Here is a 17285-nt window from a genome sequence, read left to right as displayed (position 1 = left end):
GAGATACGACCCGTCGAGGGGGTCCGGGGCGCAGCCCCGAAAGGGGGCCTGGGGGCGCAGCCCCCAGCGGGGTCCAGGGGCGGAGCCCTTTGGTATGGGAAGGGTAAGGGCGGCGGGGGCGAAAACCCCGCCTACAGAAACGCCAGGTTCACAACCCAAAAGCTCAGCGCAGCAACCAGCGCCGCCGCCGGCATCGTAATGAACCAGCCCAGAACGATGTTCTTGGCAACCCCCCAGCGCACGGCATTCAGCCGCTTCGTCGCCCCCACCCCCATAATCGCCGACGTAATCACATGCGTCGTAGAGATCGGCGCCTTGAAAAGGAACGCCGTGACGAACATGATCGACGCCCCCGTAGTCTCCGCAGCAAACCCCTGCGGCGGATCAAGCTCAATGATCTTCCGCCCCAGCGTCCGCATAATGCGCCAGCCCCCCGCATACGTCCCCAGCGACAACATCACCGCACAGGCCACCTTCACCCACACCGGTATCGGATCGCCGTAGTCCTCCACATCGGCGATGACCAGCGCCATCACCACGATGCCCATCGTCTTCTGCGCGTCCTGAAGCCCGTGCCCAAGCGCCATCCCCGCCGCCGACACCGTCTGCGCTATACGAAAACCCCGCTTCGCCTTGTGCGGATTCGCATGCCGGAAGATCCACATGATCGCGGTCATCACCAGATAACCCACGCCCAGCCCCACCAGCGGCGAGACGAACATAGGGATGACGATCTTCTCCAGCACCCCGGACCAGTACACGGTCGTACCGCCGGCCAGAGCCGCCCCGACCATGCCACCGAACAGCGCATGGGACGAGGACGACGGCAGCCCGAAGTACCAGGTGATCAGGTTCCACGTGATCGCGCCGACCAGCGCCGCGAAGAGAATCCCCATCCCCTTCGAGCCCTCGGGCGTGGAGATCAGCCCCTCGCTGACGGTCTTGGCGACCTCGCTGCCCAGAAAGGCACCGACCAGGTTCATGACCGCGGCCATCATCAGCGCGGCCTTCGGCGTCAGCGCCCGCGTCGACACGGACGTGGCGATCGCGTTCGCCGAATCGTGAAAGCCGTTGGTGTACGTGAAGAAGAGCGCGACCCCGATGGTCACGACCAGAGCGAAGGTGTCCATGGAGTGCTCAGGACTCCTTGACGGCGATCGTCTCCACCGTGTTCGCCACGTGCTCGAACGCGTCCGCCGCTTCCTCCAGCACATCCACGATCTGCTTGAGCTTGAGCACCTCGATGGCGTCGTACTTGCCGTTGAACAGGTGCGCAAGAAGCTTTCTGTGGATCTGGTCGGCCTGGTTCTCCAGGCGGTTGACTTCGATCCAGTACTCGGTGAGATTGTCCATCGTGCGCAGATTCGGCATGGCCTCGGCCGTCAGCTCGGCCGCCCGCGCCAGTACCTCGATCTGCTGTTCGACGCCCTTCGGAAGCTCCTCGACGTTATAGAGGACGACCAGGTCGACGGCCTCCTCCATGAAGTCCATGATGTCGTCGAGGCACGAGGCGAGTTTGTAGATGTCCTCACGGTCGAACGGCGTGATGAACGAGGAGTTCAACTGGTGGAAGATCGCGTGTGTGGCATCGTCACCGGCATGTTCCGCGGCCCGCATACGCTCGGCGATCTCGGTCCGGCCGGAGGCGTCAGCCCCGAGCAGTTCCATCAGGAGCTTGGAGCCCGTGACGATGTTGTCCGCGGAAGCGGCGAACATGTCGTAGAAGCTCGTCTCCCTGGGGGTCAGACGAAATCGCACGTGGGTTCCTCGGATTGCTTCGGTTTCGGTCAGGCTGATGCTAGGTGCACCATCCAGCCACGGGAAACGGGCCGTCCCCCAGTGTCACCCATCAGGCAAAGTGCTCCGCACAGGGTCCATTGAGTGGTCGACCGGGGGTATCGGCGCATGGGCCAAGAGCCGTATACCCAGCAAAATTCGTTATCATATACCCATCCCGGGTATACGTAACCCGACGAACCAGGCACGTTCGCCGGCACGAGCACAGGAGGACGCGATGACGACGACCGAGGCCGGAAACACCGCGCCCTCCGCGGGCGCCCCGGACGTGGTGACCGACCACGACCGCGGGATCCACGGCTACCACAAGCAGAAGGACGAGCACCTCAAACGCCTGCGCCGGATCGAGGGCCAGATCCGCGGACTGCAGCGGATGGTCGACGAGGACGTCTACTGCATCGACATACTCACCCAGGTCTCGGCCTCCACGAAGGCCCTCCAGTCCTTCGCCCTCCAACTCCTCGAGGAGCACCTCCGCCACTGCGTCGCGGACGCGGCCCTCAAGGGCGGCGCGGAGATCGACGCGAAGGTGGAGGAGGCGACCAAGGCGATCGGCCGGCTGTTGCGGACGTGACCCTCCGGGGGCGGCCGTGCGTTGTCCATCTGCGGGCCGGTGGGGGCTGGTCGCTCCCCCACTCTCGACTTCGCTCGAGCGGGGGGGGGACCCCCATCGCGGCGGAGCCGCAAATTGACCCAGCCCCGCGCCCCTTAAGGGGCGCGGTCGCCCCTCGCTCTTATCCGTCCGCGTCCTCGCCGTACTCCTCGAGGAAGCGCTCCTCGGCCAGTTTCAGCACCTCGTCGATGCGGGCGGGGCTGAGCCGGTCCTCACCGGCGGCCGAGGCCGCGATGATCAGGTCGCCGCACAGCTCGATCTCGGCGAGGGCCACGTGGTCCTGAACTGCCGTACCGTGCGCCGGAGCCACGTGCATCACCTCTTCCTGCCGTCACCGACTTCCTAGAGTAGGGAGCGGCCTACACACAGCGCATGGCACCAACGGACCATTTCCGGCCCCGCACATTCCGGCCGTGCCAGGCTGCTCCGGGCCACCACAGGGCTGCGACTACTCGGCGATCTTCCCCGCGTAGATGTCCCCAGCGTCCGGCAGTCGTACGTCGACGGGGGCGCCGAAGTCGTACAACAGCAGCGTCGAGGCGACCGCGACCGTACCCTCCTGCTGCCCGTTCACAAAGCTGAACCGGTGCCGGAGCTTGCGGATGCGTCCTTCTGCGTCGAGGTAGGCGTCGAAGGGAACGTCAGCCGTGGCGAACCCCTTCGCCGCCGCCCGCAAGGGTCCGCGATTGCCGTCCGACGCCCGCTCGGCCGCCTTGTCGAGGTCGGCGGTGCCGCGATAGTGCCGTACGGAAGTGCCGGCCACGCTCGTCGTCCCCACGTACGTCGCTTCGCGCGTGCCCCGCAGCAGTTCGGCGGCGGCGAAGGGGTCGGTGGCGCCGCCGGTGACGAGGTTGCCGTCGGAGAGGGTGGTGGTGTCGACGCGGACCCATTTGTCGGCGGGCACTCCGGCACCGCGGTTCTTCATGTAGAGGGCGCCCGGGGCGAGCAGTTCGGTGATCGGGCGGTGCCCGTCGGTGCCGGCCGGGTCCTGAGGGAGGCGTACCTTCAGGCGGCCGACCTGCCGCCGGTAGTCGTAGACGCCCTCGCCGCGAATGGTCACGCGGGTGCCGCCGGTGGCCATCTCCATAGAGGTGTGCGCCTTGGAACTACCCGCACGCACAAGGCTCTTGGAGGCCTGCCGCAACACCTCGGCCGGAGCGGCAGCGGTGCCCGAGCTCTCAGCGGCGGCTCCACTCCCCGTGCACCCGGTGGCGCACACCATCACCCCCGCCACCGTGACGGCCAGGGCAACCACCCCGGCCCCACCCGTGTGCTGCCGCTCCACCATCGCCTGCCTACCCCCAGCCGGGCCGTCCTCAGCGCGCCTCCTGTCGTTGCCCTTAACGACGACTCAGGGACCCCGTCACGCCGCAACGCCCTTTGAGCAAGCGTTTACTCAACCCTCTGTACGGTGGTGACGTGGCAGAGCAGTCCGAAGCCGACCCCCCGGAACACCACACAACAACGGTCGACCAGGGCCGCTTCTGCGTAGCCCGCTGCACCTGCGGCTGGCGAGGCCCAGCAAGAAGAGCAAGAAGCCTGGCAAGAAGAGACGCAGAAACCCACGCAACGGCACCGCGTTAGGGGGGAACGGCGCCCCGATAGGGGGCGCCCCGTAAGGGGCGCGGGGAACTGCGCGACAAGCCACAACAAACCCGCAGCCGCGCCACGACATGTCCACCCACCCCGCGTGGGGCCTGGGGCGCAGCCCCAGGGATGGGACGGGAAGGGGCGGCGGGGGCGAAAACCGTGGTGGCGCCAGGGGCGGAGCCCATAGCGGGCCGGGGGCGCAGACTCAAGCGGGGTGAGGGGCGCAGCCCCAGGAAGGTCCGAGGCACAGCCCCAAGCGGGGTGAGGGGCGCAGCCCCAGGAAGGTCCGAGGCACAGCCCCAAGCGGGGTGAGGGGCGCAGCCCCAGGGAGTCCTGGGCCGCAGCCACGAACGGCCCCGGGGGCGAAGCCCCAAAGACGGACCCGCCCCCGGGAGCCAGGGGCGGGCCCTATCAACCTCGCGGTGGCACCGCCATGCAGCACCGCGAGGGGCCTGGCGTCAGCCAAAGCGCCCCGAGATGTAATCCTCGGTCGCCTGAACAGACGGGTTAGAAAAGATCCGCTCCGTCTCATCGATCTCAATGAGCTTCCCCGGCTGCCCAACCGCCGAGAGGTTGAAGAAGGCCGTACGGTCAGAAACCCGAGCCGCCTGCTGCATGTTGTGCGTCACGATGACAATCGTGAACCGCTCCTTCAGCTCCCCGATCAGATCCTCGATCGCAAGCGTCGAGATCGGGTCGAGAGCCGAGCAGGGCTCGTCCATCAACAGCACCTGCGGCTCGACCGCAATCGCACGAGCGATGCACAGCCGCTGCTGCTGACCACCGGAAAGCCCCGAACCAGGCTTGTTCAGCCGGTCCTTGACCTCGTTCCAGAGGTTCGCCCCCTTCAGGGACTTCTCGACGACGTCCGCCAGCTCGGACTTCTTGTACGAGCCGTTGAGCCGAAGCCCCGCCGCGACGTTGTCGAAGATCGACATCGTCGGGAAGGGGTTCGGCCGCTGGAAGACCATGCCGATGGTGCTGCGCACGGCGACGGGGTCGACCCCGGCCCCGTACAGGTCCTCGTCGTCGAGCAACACCTTGCCCTCGACCCGGCCACCGGGGGTGACCTCGTGCATACGGTTCAGCGTGCGCAGGAACGTCGACTTACCGCAGCCGGACGGGCCGATGAAGGCCGTCACGGAGCGGGGCTCGACGGTCATGGAGATGTCTTCGATCGCCTTGTGGGCGCTGTAGTAGGCGGTCAGACCGCTTACGTCGATTCGCTTGGCCATGGGGATCACTGCTTCTTTCGGGAGTTCAGTCCGGTCGCTGTATGGCCGCGTCAGCGACCAGCCTTCGGGGCCTTCCAGCGGGCGATGCCGCGAGCCCCGAGGTTGAGAATCATCACGATGGCGATCAGCACGAGCGCGGCGGCCCAGGCACGGTCGTACGACGGGGTCTCGCCCGCCCCGTACTGCTGGTAGACGTAGAGCGGCAACGACTGCTGCGGGTCCTCGAACGGGTTCGAGTTGATGAAGTCGCCGCCGAACACCACCAGCAGTACGGGGGCGGTCTCACCTGCGATACGGGCTACCGCCAGCATGATGCCGGTGGTGATGCCGCCGATAGAGGTCGGCACGACCACCTTGATGATGGTGCGCCACTTGGGGACGCCCAGCGCGAGGGAGGCCTCGCGCAGCTCGTTCGGCACGAGCTTGAGCATCTCCTCGGTGGAGCGGACCACGACCGGCATCATCAGGATGGCCAGCGCGAGCGATCCGGCGAAGCCGAAGGGCTGCATGTCGAACATCAGCATGATGCTGAGGATGAACAGACCCGCGACGATCGACGGGATACCCGTCATGACGTCGACGAAGAAGGTGACGGACTTGGCGAGCTTGCCGCGCCCGTACTCCACCAGGTAGATCGCGGTGAGCACACCGAGGGGCGCACCGATCAGGGTGGCGAGGCCGACCTGCTGCACGGTGCCGATGATGGCGTGGTTGATACCGCCGCCCACCTCGTCGTCCGCGACCACACCCATCGAGTGGGTGAGGAAGTAACCGTCGAGGACCTTCACACCGCGCGAGACGGTCGTCCAGACCAGGGAGACCAGCGGGATGACGGCGAGCAGGAAGGCCACCCAGACCACGGAGGTCGCAACGCGGTCCGTGGCCTGCCGCTTGCCCTCGACCTTGGTGGAGATGACGTACGTACCGAGGACGAAGAGGATCGAGGCGATCAGGCCCCACTGGACCTTGCTGTGCAGGCCGGCCGCCAGGCCGATGCCGACGGCGAGGGCGAGGGAGCCCGCTGCGGTGGCCCAGGCGAACCACTTGGGGAGGTGGGCGCCGCGCAGGGTGCTGGGGCGCTTGTCGGTGACGGCTGCGTGGCTCATGCGTTGGCCCCCGAGTACTCCTTGCGGCGGGCGATGATCGCGCGGGCCGCACCGTTGACCAGCAGGGTGATGACGAACAGGACCAGACCGGAGGCGATGAGCGCGTCCCGGCCGAACTGGGTCGCCTCGCTGAACTTGCTGGCGATGTTCTGGGCGAAGGTGCCGCCGCCCGGTTCGAGCAGGCTGGCGTGGATCAGGAAGTCCGGCGACAGCACGGTGGCCACAGCCATCGTCTCGCCGAGCGCGCGGCCGAGACCGAGCATCGAGGCGGAGATCACGCCGGAGCGGCCGAAGGGCAGGACGGCCATGCGGATGACCTCCCAGCGGGTGGCACCGAGGGCGAGAGCCGCCTCCTCGATCATCTGCGGGGCCTGCTTGAAGACCTCACGGCTCACGTTGGTGATGATCGGCAGGATCATGATCGCGAGCAGGATGCCGACGGTGAGCATCGTGCGGGGGGCGCCGCCCTGCCACTCGAAGATGCCGGTCCAGCCGAGGTATTCGTCCAGCCAGCTGTAGAGCCCGACCAGATACGGCACGAGGACGAGGGCGCCCCACAGGCCGTACACGATGGACGGCACCGCGGCGAGCAGGTCGATCACGTACGCGATGGGGCCGCTGAGGCGGCGCGGGGCGTAGTGCGTGAGGAAGAGCGCGATGGCGACCGCGATCGGCACCGCGATGACCAGGGCGATGATCGAGGAGATCACCGTGCCGAAGGCCAGGACGGCGATGCCGAAGACCGGCGGGTCGGCCGAGGTGTTCCACTCGAGGGTGGTGAGGAAGTTGCCCTCGTTCTTGCTGAGCGCGAGCGTGGCGCGATACGTGAGGAAGACCGCGATGGCGGCCATGATCACCAGCAGCAGGATGCCCGAACCGCGGGTGAGACCGAGGAAGATCCGGTCTCCGGGCCGGGTGGCGCCGCGGGCCGCTCGCTTCTGTTCGGTCGCGGAAGGCTTGGGGGTGGGGGGAGGCGCTGTGTCTTGTGTCGATATACCCATGGGGTTCTCCGGTCTGCGGAGCCGTCCGTGATGAGCGGCTCCTGGCGGCGGTGCACCGGAAAGTGCGGCCCGGCCCGGTCAGAACGGGCCGGGCCGCACTCAGGTCAGCTCAGGCCCTCGACGGTCGTACGGACCTTGGCGATGATCTCCTGGGGCATGGGGGCGTAGTCGTTCTCGGCGAGAATCTTCTGGCCGTCCTCGCTCGCCATGTAGCGCAGGAGCGCCTTGGTGGCGGGCAGGGTGTCGGCCTTGTTGCCCTTGTCGCAGACGATCTCGTACGTGACCAGGACGATCGGGTAGGCACCCTCGGCCTTGGTCGCGTAGTCGAGCTCCAGCGCCATGTCCTTGCCGGTGCCGACCTGCTTGGCGGCGGCGATGGCCTTGCTGGCGTTCTCGACCGTGGCCTCGACCGGCGTGCCGGCGCCGGTGTCGAGGTCAACCGTGCCCATGCCCTCCTTGGCGTACGACAGCTCCATGTAGCCGATCGCGCCCTCGGTCTGCTTCACCTGCGCGGCGAGACCGGAGGACTGCGGAGCGGACTGGCCGCCCGGGGCCTCCCAGGCCTTACCGCCCTCGTACTTGCCCCAGACGTCGGGAGCCGCTTCCTTCAGGTACTTGGTGAAGTTGTCCGTGGTGCCGGACTCGTCCGAGCGGTGGAAGGCCTGGATCTTGGTGGCGGGCAGCTTGGCGTCGGGGTTCAGCTCCGCGATCGCCGGGTCGTTCCACGTCTTGATCTGGTCGTTGAAGATCTTGGCCAGCGTGTCGGCGTTCAGGACCAGGTTGTCGACGCCGGAGAGCTTGTAGCCGACCGCGATCGGGCCGCCGACCATCGGGAGGTTGATGCCCTGGCCACCCTCACACTGCTTCTTGGAGGCGGCGACCTCTTCGGGCTTCAGCGCGGAGTCGGAACCCGCGAAGGCGACCTGCCCCTGGGTGAACGCCGTGACACCGGCACCCGAGCCACCGGCCTTGTAGTTGATCTCCACCCCGCAGGCGGGCGAGAACTGCTTGACCCAGGCGTCCATCGCGTTCTTCTGCGCGGACGAACCATCGGCGAGCAGCTGCTGCCCCTTGGTGTCGTCACACTTGATGTTGCTTTCCGCGGCGGTGCTGTCGCCGCCACTGCCGCCGGTGTTGCCGCCGGTGTCGTCGGAGCCGCACGCCGTCAGGGCCAGGGCGCTGGAGACGGCGACAGCACCGAGGGAAAGGGCGCGAAGCCGGTTCTTGCGCTGAAGCTTCACTTTCGGGAGTTCCTTCCAGGAGCCGCCCCATGGGCGGCGTGCGAAGTCGTGGTGCAGCCTCTCGTCCGCACGAGGCTGCCGTCTGTAACTTGCCAACGTCGTACATGCCGATACGTACCGATTCAGGCACGCACCCGCCGAATTCGAGTGATACGCGTGCGAACCTCAGCTCGCACAACGCACCGCGTAAGGCCGAAATTAGGCAGAAGAGGTGAAGCGGCCGATGGCCGTGAGTGAACGGAAGGTGAACCCCTGCCGTCAGTGCGGTGAGGTCACGGAATGCTCACGGGGAGAACACGTGAGGGTTTCCGCACCTCCCTGCTTCCTGGTCAACGTATATGGAAGCCGCCCGGGCCTCACCGACCATCTCCCGAAGTCTCGCTCACCTCCCACTCACCGGCAGGAGATGGAACCCTCGACTCCGCAAGCCCGTCTCGTTCCACGTGAAACCACGGGAGGCGACCATGCGACGGCGTACGTTCGTAGGCGGAGGCACCGCGGCCCTCGCCGCCGCGGTCACCGCAGGGTGCAGCGGCAGCGGATCCGAGCCGCAGCCCACCGAGGGGGCGCCTACGTCAAGTACGCCGATCAAGACGCAGAGCGGGCCGGTCGCGGCCAACCTCACGGGCCTCGCCAAAGACCTGGACGGCAGCCTGGTCCGCCCGGGCGACGAGGCCTGGGCAGCCGCCCGCCAGCTCTACAACACCCGCTTCGACGCGCTGAAGCCGGCGGCCGTCGCATACGTCTCCCACGCCGAGGACGTCCGTACGGCACTGGCGTACGCCCGAGCCCGCAAGGTCCCCGTCGCCATCCGCAACGGCGGCCACTCCTACGCCGGCTGGTCCTCGGGCAACGGCCGCCTCATCGTCGACGTATCGACGATCGCCAAGGTCCGGGCCTCGGGCAACGAGGCGGTCATCGGCGCGGGCGCCAAGCTGATCGACGTCTACCGCGCGCTCACCGCGAAGGGCGTCACGATTCCGGCCGGCTCCTGCCCGAGCGTCGGCGTCTCGGGCCTCACGCTCGGCGGCGGCCACGGCGTGGTATCGCGTGCGTACGGCCTGACCTGCGACAGCCTCACCCAGGCCACCCTGATCACCGCCGACGGCAAGGAGCTGACCGCCGACGCCGACGACAACAAGGACCTCTTCTGGGCGCTGCGCGGCGCGGGCAACGGCAACTTCGGCGTCGTCACCGAGCTGCGTTTCCGCACCCACCCGGCCCCGCAGGCGGTCACCGCGAACCTGACCTGGCCCTGGTCCCGGGCCGCCGCCGTGCTCGCGGCCTGGCAGGAGTGGGGCCCGGACCAGCCCGACGAGATCTGGTCCTCGCTCCACCTCGCGAACACGGCCGGCGCCGCCCCGACCATCTCGATCACCGCTTTCTCCCTCGGTACCCAGGGCGAGCTGCAGAACGCGGTGGACCGCCTGGCCGACCGCCTCGGCGCCCAGCCCAGCAACGCCGCCCTTCAGCGCCGTACGTACGAGGAGTCGATGGAGGTGTACGCGGGCTGCTCCTCCTTCTCCTCCGACGCCCAGTGCCACCTGCCCGGCACCACCCCCGGCCGCTCCCCCGAGGGCGCGCTGAGCCGCGAGACGTACGCGGCCCGCTCGGACTTCTTCGACCGCGCGATCTCGACGACGGGCACCCAGACGCTGCTGAACCAGATCGAGTCGGTACGGGGCGGAGCCGGCACCGTCCAACTGACCGCGCTCGGCGGCGAGATCAACCGCGTGGCGCCCACGGCAACGGCCTTCGTCCACCGCCGCTCCCGCCTGCTGGCCCAGTACATCGCGTCCTGGCGCGCGGGAACCTCGGGCACGGCGGCCCAGTCGTGGCTGGGCGAAGCGCACGCCGCGATGAGGCGCCACGCTTCGGGAGCGGCGTACCAGAACTACACGGACTCGACGCTCAAGGACTGGCGCACGGCGTACTACGGACCGGCGGCGAACCGCCTGACGAAGCTGAAGAGGCGGTACGACCCGGACGGCTTCTTTGCTTACCCGCAGGCGCTGTAGGGCGGTGCGGGTCGCCGAGGCGGAACTGGTGGCGGGACGGGTGGTGGCGCGGGTCGCTGGGGCGGAACCCGAGGCGGGACCGGTGACGCAAGCCCCGTACGCCCTTCTACGCCGCGAGGCCCCGTTCCTCCGCACCGGCCCCGGCTTCAGCCTCGGCGTCGGCCTCGGATATCGCCTGCTCGTCCCCCTCATCAGCCCCATCGGACCCCTCAGGCCCATCAGGGAAGTTGCCGCGAGCCCGGATCACCCACCCCGCCCGAGCCGACCGCTCCGCGGCCCGTGTCACCGGCGTCAGCAACGCCATGGCGAGCGGCGAGAGCAGCAGCACGACGGCCGTCCCCAGGGCGAACCCGCCGATGACGTCGGTCGGGTAATGCACGCCCATATAGACCCGGAGGAACCCCTCGACCAACGCAAGCCCGAGCCCCAGCAGCCCGAACTTCCGGTTCGCCATGAACAGCCCGACGGCCAGCGCCATGACGAGCGTCGCGTGATCGCTCACGAACGAGTAGTCGGTCTTGCCCCCGATGAGGACCTCGAGCCCTTCGTGCTCACGGAAGGGCCGCGGCCGTTCCACAACGCCCCGTATCGGCACGTTCACCAGCACAGCGATTCCCGCCGCGAGCGGTGCCCAGATCAGCGCGGCCACGGAGGAGGCGGCGTCCTCGCCACCCCGGCGCCGTACGGTCCACCAGCACCCGAGCACCAGCAGGACCATGGCGAGCAGGATTCCCCACTCACCCACGAACTTCATGATCCCGTCGAACCAGCCGGGGGCGTCCTTGGCCAGTCCGTTGATGTCATAGAGCAAGTCGACGTCGGGGTTCGACCCGGATTCGGCGAGTCCAGCCATGGTGCAGCGGCCCCTTCGTCATGATTTTTCGTCGTGCAATTCGTGCAATTCGTGCGCACCTGTCCGATGCGCCGAGCCATCAACCCCCGTGATCGGCTACGTCGTACGTCCATCGCTAGTCACTGGTCGCTCTAGTCAGGCGTACGTCCATGGAACGCATGGTCCCCTCCTCTACGTTCCACAGTCCACCGAATGATCACGCAGACGTTATCGAAGAGAGATACGTTCTCGCAGCTCAGAGGCTGGGCGAGAGAGCGACTGTAACAGCCAGTAACAGAAGGATTCGGCCAGATCACACGGGAGTGGGCAACGCCTTCGCGCCATCTTCGGTGACCCTGGTCGCCCCGAAGTAGTCGGGCGTATCGATCGGGTCGAACCGGATCACGGCGCCCGGCCGCGGCGCGTTGATCATGTACCCGCCGCCCACGTAAATGCCCACATGCCGGATGGCCCGGGAATTGGTGAGGTCGTCCGAGAAGAACACCAGATCGCCCGGCAGCAGTTCCTCGCGCTTCGGGTGCGGCCCGGCGTTGTACTGATCGTTGGCGACCCGCGGCAGCTCGATCCCCACACTCTCGTACGCGGCCTTGGTAAGCCCCGAACAGTCGAAGCGTCCGCCCTGGTCAGCGGTCCCGTTGCCACCCCACAGATACAGCGTCCCGAGCTTCTTCTGCGCGTACCCGATCGCCCCGGCCGCCTGTTGCGAGGGCTGCACGCGCCCCACAGGTGCGGCAAAGCTGTCCTGCAGCGTGGTGATCGTCTTGACGTAGTTCTGCGTCTCCTTGTACGGCGGCACGCCCCCGTACTTGATGACGGCGTACGGCCCCGCGTTGTACGCGGCGAGCATGTTCGTCGTCGGGTCGCCGGGCGCGTCCTTCACATACGAGGCGAGCTTGCAGTCGTACGAAGCGGCCGACGGAATCGCGTCATTCGGATCCCATACGTCGCGATCACCGTCGCCGTCCCCGTCAAGCCCATGCGTGGCCCAGGTCCCCGGAATGAACTGAGCTATCCCCTGCGCGGCGGCCGGACTCTGCGCCTTCGGATTGAACCCGCTCTCCTGATACAACTGCGCAGCCAGCAACGCCGGGTTGATGGCCGGGCACAGATTCCCCCACTTCTGCACCAGCGCCTGATAAGCCCCCGGCACAGCACCCTTGGCCAGCCCGACAGCGCCCTTCCCGACCCCGTTGGCAAGGTTCCCCGCGGTCATGTAGACCCCGACAACGAGCAGCATGACGAAGCTGAGCCCCGTCCCCGTGACGGCGATCCCCACGACCCACGCCTTACGCACCGTCAACCGCCCCTCGCCGCACGGTAGTCCTAGTCCGCCGACCGTCAGTGTAGAGGCGGGCGCCCCACCACGGAATGATCACCGCCCGCCCACCGGCCGGCAGAGCACCAGACTTCGTCCCGGCCGGCCGCTTCCTACGAGCCAGTCCTCCGCCCGGCACGTGGCGAATCCCCGTACAAAGGGAAGCGATCCGTGGCGACTTCGAACCCGAGAGGCGCGGGACACATCAGGGATGAGTGGTGACTGGATAACAACTGTTGTCTCTAGATAAGCCTTTGAACCCTGATCATGTACTGCTTAAGGTCCCCCTTGTGCCGACTCCTGTAGTGCGGCGCAAACCTACACAGGGGGAAGACCACCACAGTGAACCGATTCAAGACCACTCTGGCTGCCGTCGCGGCAACAGTCATACTCGGCGGCTCCGCCATTCCGGCAGCTGCTGCAACCAGCGGTGAAGCCGAGGCGGCCGCGTCCAACCCGGCGTACAGGATCCTCAAGCACCTCGACTACTCCGGCCCGGGAAAGGCTTCTCTGCGGGTCGGCTACTACAACCGCGCAGAGGACAAGGGCTTCGGCTGGAACAAGGTCAAGAAGAAGCACAACATCACGAAGTACGCTGCGGTCGAGTACATCGCGAAATCCCCGAACCGCAATCGTGTCGGGAACACGACGACGTATCACATGACGGGCTATGCGGGAAAGTACAGGTGCACCAACGGGAGGTGCACCCTCGTCAAGCAGTACAAGATGATCCTTTCGGTCAACCAGAAGGTGCAGCGTGACGGCCAGGACAAGGGCGTCATCACCATGTACTGCAAGGGCGTCGTGCGGTGCCCGAACTGGGTCAGTAAGGCCCTGGCGAAGGAGAACCGACGCTCGCTTGCCGCCGAGGACAGCGTCGTCGCGGAGGAAGAGAACAACGTCGTCATCGCAGAGGAAGACGCTCCTGACAACAGCGACGCCCCCGCGGACGAGGTAGTGGAAGAGGGCGATGTCGCCGACGAGAACACGCCCGTGGATGGGAGTGCTCCCGCGGAGGAGGGAGATGCTTCAGACGGCAGCGAGACGTACGTGAGCTCCTATGAACCCCTGGCAGCCTCCGCGTCCACCGGGACGCTGCAAGCCGCACGAGCGGTACCGACGGCCACAGACAGCGAGAACCTGGCCGCGGGCTACAGTCCGCTCAAGCAGACGATCCCAGCCGCTGTCACCGAGGACCGGTTCCGCTACGTCGGGTCCTACACCAAACTGCGGTAGGCCTCTACTCCCGCTCGGCCGCCCCCGCCGCATCGGCCGGGGCGGTCGACTACCTCAGAAGGGGACCTGTGGCTGCTTCGGACAGCGAATTCCTCACCCATGCATCGGAAGTCGCCTTCGAACTCGGACTTGACCGCTTCCGCGTCACCGGACTCACTGTCGACTCACGGCAGATCACGTTCACTGAGATCGACGGCGCGTCAGCGCCACCCGTGTATTCCGAGGGCGAACCGCCCGAGACCGGACGTGAGGGGCGCCGCAAGTACGACTGGCAGCCCGCCGCGGATGCTCCGTCCTGGATGAACATGGCGTGGCTGTTGGAGGACTTGGCTGCCTGGGTCGGGCCGATGGCCGAGGACCGCATCACCTTGATCGGCCTCGAAGCACCGGAATCGGACTGGTGCGACATCCTGGTCCTCGACGGAGACAGCCACTATCGGGTCCGGATCGCCCTCGCGAACCGACGTGATCTGCTGGACTTTCCTGGAATGTACCTACGGGAAATGTTCGCCGAGGGCCGTTACCGCACCTACCTCGCATCCGATCTCGCACAGGACCAGCCGGTAGTCGACTTGCGCAACGTTCTCTGAACCAAACGCCAACATCGCAGGGCACCGCCCTGACACTCGGCCCACAGCAGCTTGCCGCCCTCGGACCCGCCCAGTTCGGGCGGGGCGGAAGCGCCCCACGCGTCGGCACAGGCCCGCACGAGGTGCAGACCGCGGCCGTTTTCGGCCTCCGGGGCGGCTTCCGGATGTACGTCGGCGGCGTCGCCGAAGCCGGGCGGGAGTCTCGGGTCGGAGTCCCATACGGCGACGTAGAGCCCGTGGGATTCGGTCGAGCGGAGCCGGAGGGCGTATGGGCCCTTGGTGTGCAGGTGAGCGTTGGTGAGGAGCTCGGACGCCAGCAGCTCGGCGGTGGGGGCGAGTTCGGTGAGGTCGTGTGCGGCCAGCACCGTACGGAGGGTTGCGCGGGCGATACCCGGTGCGCGTGGATCGTGCGGGAGTTGGAGGGTGTAGGACCAGGGCGGAGATACGGTTGCCATCGGAAGTCTCCTGATTCGGAGGGAAGTTGGGTGGTTTGGGGTGAGGGTTGATTACGTTGCCCAGTGACCGCGGCCGCTCCGTCGAGCGGGGTGCTTCTGGGTGGAGGCGCCGAGTTATAAGCTAGCGGCATCCGTGTAATGCATTACACGGTCTCCCTTAAATTCGTGATACACCACCCGTGTGGGTGACCCGCAACGAGGAGGCGGACCAAGCCCGTGAGAAGCAACCCGACGGGTCGTCAACTCCGCTTGGGCGTTGAGCTGCGCAAGCTTCGAGAGCGCGCAGGGCTGAATGCCACCGAGGCCGGTCAACTGCTTCGCGTCAAGCAGAACCAGATCAGCAACATGGAGGCCGGACGCGCGGGCGTGAGCCCTGAGCGCGTACGCACCATGGCCTGCCAGTATGAGTGCTCGGACAAGGCACTGATCGAAGCCATCGTCGCGATGACCGGCGACCGCAGGCGCGGCTGGTGGGAGCAGTACCGCGAAATCCTGCCGAGTCCGCTACTCGATCTCGCCGAACTGGAGCATCACGCCCAGTCGTTGCGCACCACCGTCACGGCACGCATCCCCGGCTTGCTCCAGACCGTCGACCACGCTCGCGAGATCTTCCGCCAAGGCGTCACGGAGCTCTCCCCGCCGGACATCGAGCACCGCATCTCGTTCCGCGTCAAGCGGCAGGCCGTGCTGTACAGGGACGACCCCACTCCGTACGAGGCGATCATCCACGAGGCAGCGCTGCGGATGAAGGTCGGCGGCTCGTCCGTGTCCCGCCAGCAGCTCAAGCATCTGCTCGACGCAAGCGAGCGGGAGCACATCACCTTGCGTGCGATCACGTTCGACGCCGGCGCCTACCCCGGCTCAGGCCAGTCCATCTACTACGCCCACGGCCCGGTGCCAGAACTCGACACGGTCCACCTGGACCAGTCCCACGGCCTCAAGTTCCTGGATGCCGAGGCCCAACTACGCAAGTACCGCATCCTCTTCGAGCGCCTCGATGCCGTCGCTCTTGCACCCGACAAGACGCGAGACCTGATCCTCGCCGTCATCCACGACCTATAGGGAGCACCCATGAGTGCGTACGCCTGGCAGAAGTCGACCCACTGCTCCGAGGGCGACTCCTGCGTACACGTCGCCGCAAGTGCAGGAAGGCTCCATCTCACCGAAAGCAGCGACCCGGCCAAAGCGATACTCAAGACCACCCCAACCGCCTTCTCCACCCTCCTCACCACCCTCAAAACCCCCAAGGAAACCCACCGTGGCTGATATCCCCCCGAACCTCGACTGGGTCCGCGCCGCACCCGAAGACGCCGAGGGCCCCGGCCCCTGGATCGAGATCGCCTTCGGCGAGGGAGACGACGCCGAATCCCCCGTCTACATCCGCGAAACGAGCGACCCGGAAAACGTCGTCACCACCAACCGCCGCAAGTGGGACGCCTTCGTACTCGGCGTCCAGGCAGGCGAGTTCGACCACTTCGTGGAGGGCATCGAGGACGCGGGGGACATCACGCCGCCGCCTCGGAACCCGTCATAGCAGTGACGGATCAACCTCAGCGAAGGAGTTCATCCCAAGCGGTTGATGGGCCATTCAACGCCGGCCTCGTCCAGCATTCGGCGGTACTTGGCAGCCCAGCGACGTGACAGCCTCCGGCCCAGCACGTATGCGGCAAGGAACAACAGGCTCAAGCCTCCGATTACAGGCAGGATTCCGGTCAGGAATCCATCCACGGAGGCGGCAGTGAAGGCCCCCCGTACGAGGATGACAACGAGTCCGATCACAGCGGCGGTGACCGCGAACCGGATCCGCTTCCTTCTGTACTGACTGCCGGTGACGTCCACCATGATCCGCGCCAGAAGCAGAGCGACTTCGCGACTCGCCTCGGGCAGCGGCCTCAGGCCGCTGCCGCCCGGACGCATTCCGGGGAGAGGCCCGCCGCGAAGCGCGTCAGGATACTGCTCCATGGTGGATGCGGCGCGTTGCTGGGCGTCTGCGGTTCGGCGGAAGGCGAAAACGTGAGTAGGAGTCGAAGGTGAATACTCCGGGGCGAATCCGTCATAGCGGTACCCGTACTGCTCGGCGACGTATGCGAAGGAAGCCAGCTTCCGGTGGGAGAGCCACGGCATGGGCAGGACGTGCAGTTCCTCGCCCCGTTCTGCGCTGAGCAGCAGTTTCCTCAGGTGTCGCCGCGCCGCGGCCATACGCGCTCCCAGTGATCGGATCCGGCAAGGCTGTCG

The 17285-nt window shown here is 66.9% G+C and carries 19 protein-coding genes; 7 read left to right on the top strand and 12 right to left on the bottom strand.

What is annotated here, in order from left to right:
- Window positions 1-131 precede the first annotated feature (131 nt).
- Together OHT21_RS25380 and OHT21_RS25375 are read right to left on the bottom strand one after the other, a co-directional pair.
- On the bottom strand, window positions 132-1130 hold the full coding sequence (locus OHT21_RS25380) for an inorganic phosphate transporter (protein WP_328770635.1): 999 nt from the start codon (window positions 1128-1130) through the stop codon (window positions 132-134).
- Window positions 1131-1137: 7 nt separating this feature from the next.
- Window positions 1138-1758: a DUF47 domain-containing protein gene (locus tag OHT21_RS25375; RefSeq protein WP_328770634.1), complete on the bottom strand. Its 621-nt coding sequence runs from the start codon at window positions 1756-1758 to the stop codon at window positions 1138-1140.
- A gap of 256 nt (window positions 1759-2014) precedes the next feature.
- On the opposite strand from OHT21_RS25375, the gene OHT21_RS25370 reads away from it, so the two are divergent.
- Entirely contained in the window at window positions 2015-2371 is a 357-nt protein-coding gene (locus OHT21_RS25370) for a metal-sensitive transcriptional regulator (protein ID WP_328770633.1), read from the top strand.
- A gap of 160 nt (window positions 2372-2531) precedes the next feature.
- Here OHT21_RS25370 and OHT21_RS25365 read toward each other — a convergent pair whose 3' ends face one another.
- The 6 genes from OHT21_RS25365 to pstS all read right to left on the bottom strand — a co-directional run bounded on the left by OHT21_RS25365 (window position 2532) and on the right by pstS (window position 8583).
- Window positions 2532-2726, bottom strand: coding sequence for a hypothetical protein (locus OHT21_RS25365; protein ID WP_328770632.1), 195 nt, complete (start codon window positions 2724-2726; stop codon window positions 2532-2534).
- A gap of 132 nt (window positions 2727-2858) precedes the next feature.
- Window positions 2859-3698: a hypothetical protein gene (locus OHT21_RS25360; RefSeq protein ID WP_328770631.1), complete on the bottom strand. Its 840-nt coding sequence runs from the start codon at window positions 3696-3698 to the stop codon at window positions 2859-2861.
- Window positions 3699-4458: 760 nt separating this feature from the next.
- A complete protein-coding gene (gene pstB, locus OHT21_RS25355; RefSeq protein ID WP_328770630.1) occupies window positions 4459-5235 on the bottom strand; it encodes a phosphate ABC transporter ATP-binding protein PstB in 777 nt (258 codons plus the stop codon).
- A gap of 50 nt (window positions 5236-5285) precedes the next feature.
- Window positions 5286-6341: a phosphate ABC transporter permease PstA gene (gene pstA, locus OHT21_RS25350; protein ID WP_328770629.1), complete on the bottom strand. Its 1056-nt coding sequence runs from the start codon at window positions 6339-6341 to the stop codon at window positions 5286-5288.
- Complete coding sequence (gene pstC / locus OHT21_RS25345; protein ID WP_328770628.1) at window positions 6338-7342, bottom strand: phosphate ABC transporter permease subunit PstC; 1005 nt, start codon at window positions 7340-7342, stop codon at window positions 6338-6340. Before pstC ends, pstA begins: the two co-directional genes overlap by 4 nt.
- Before the next feature lie 104 nt (window positions 7343-7446).
- Complete coding sequence (gene pstS / locus OHT21_RS25340; RefSeq protein ID WP_328770627.1) at window positions 7447-8583, bottom strand: phosphate ABC transporter substrate-binding protein PstS; 1137 nt, start codon at window positions 8581-8583, stop codon at window positions 7447-7449.
- Window positions 8584-9047: 464 nt separating this feature from the next.
- Here pstS and OHT21_RS25335 point away from each other — a divergent pair, with 464 nt between their 5' ends.
- A complete protein-coding gene (locus OHT21_RS25335; RefSeq protein WP_328770626.1) occupies window positions 9048-10601 on the top strand; it encodes an FAD-binding oxidoreductase in 1554 nt (517 codons plus the stop codon).
- Between the two features lie 106 nt (window positions 10602-10707).
- Here OHT21_RS25335 and OHT21_RS25330 read toward each other — a convergent pair whose 3' ends face one another.
- Window positions 10708-11454: a phosphatase PAP2 family protein gene (locus OHT21_RS25330; RefSeq protein WP_328770625.1), complete on the bottom strand. Its 747-nt coding sequence runs from the start codon at window positions 11452-11454 to the stop codon at window positions 10708-10710.
- A 292-nt stretch (window positions 11455-11746) separates the two neighbouring features.
- Window positions 11747-12748 carry a C40 family peptidase gene (locus tag OHT21_RS25325; RefSeq protein ID WP_328770624.1) on the bottom strand — a complete coding sequence of 334 codons (1002 nt, stop codon included), beginning with the start codon at window positions 12746-12748 and terminating at the stop codon, window positions 11747-11749.
- A 363-nt stretch (window positions 12749-13111) separates the two neighbouring features.
- On the opposite strand from OHT21_RS25325, the gene OHT21_RS25320 reads away from it, so the two are divergent.
- Complete coding sequence (locus OHT21_RS25320; RefSeq protein ID WP_328770623.1) at window positions 13112-14005, top strand: hypothetical protein; 894 nt, start codon at window positions 13112-13114, stop codon at window positions 14003-14005.
- Window positions 14006-14073: 68 nt separating this feature from the next.
- A complete protein-coding gene (locus OHT21_RS25315) occupies window positions 14074-14595 on the top strand; it encodes a hypothetical protein (protein ID WP_328770622.1) in 522 nt (173 codons plus the stop codon).
- Here the strand turns inward: OHT21_RS25315 and OHT21_RS25310 are convergent.
- The gene (locus OHT21_RS25310) at window positions 14535-15050 is read right to left on the bottom strand and encodes an ATP-binding protein (protein ID WP_328770621.1); all 516 of its coding nucleotides are present in this window, start codon (window positions 15048-15050) and stop codon (window positions 14535-14537) included. The genes OHT21_RS25315 and OHT21_RS25310 overlap by 61 nt on opposite strands.
- 216 nt (window positions 15051-15266) lie before the next feature.
- On the opposite strand from OHT21_RS25310, the gene OHT21_RS25305 reads away from it, so the two are divergent.
- Genes OHT21_RS25305 through OHT21_RS25295 form a run of 3 tightly spaced genes read left to right on the top strand, consistent with a single transcriptional unit; the run spans window position 15267 to window position 16584 of the window.
- A complete protein-coding gene (locus OHT21_RS25305; RefSeq protein WP_328770620.1) occupies window positions 15267-16112 on the top strand; it encodes a helix-turn-helix domain-containing protein in 846 nt (281 codons plus the stop codon).
- Between the two features lie 9 nt (window positions 16113-16121).
- Window positions 16122-16316, top strand: a complete 195-nt coding sequence (locus OHT21_RS25300) for a DUF397 domain-containing protein (protein WP_328770619.1) — start codon at window positions 16122-16124, stop codon at window positions 16314-16316.
- Window positions 16309-16584, top strand: a complete 276-nt coding sequence (locus tag OHT21_RS25295; protein WP_328770618.1) for a DUF397 domain-containing protein — start codon at window positions 16309-16311, stop codon at window positions 16582-16584. The genes OHT21_RS25300 and OHT21_RS25295 overlap by 8 nt, the downstream gene beginning before the upstream one ends.
- A gap of 29 nt (window positions 16585-16613) precedes the next feature.
- On the opposite strand, the gene OHT21_RS25290 is transcribed toward OHT21_RS25295, so the two are convergent.
- On the bottom strand, window positions 16614-17249 hold the full coding sequence (locus OHT21_RS25290) for a hypothetical protein (protein ID WP_328770617.1): 636 nt from the start codon (window positions 17247-17249) through the stop codon (window positions 16614-16616).
- Window positions 17250-17285 lie beyond the last annotated feature (36 nt).

This window comes from Streptomyces sp. NBC_00286, assembly GCF_036173125.1.
Classification (GTDB): Bacteria; Actinomycetota; Actinomycetes; order Streptomycetales; family Streptomycetaceae; genus Streptomyces.
This window is presented reverse-complemented; position numbering and strand designations above follow the sequence as displayed.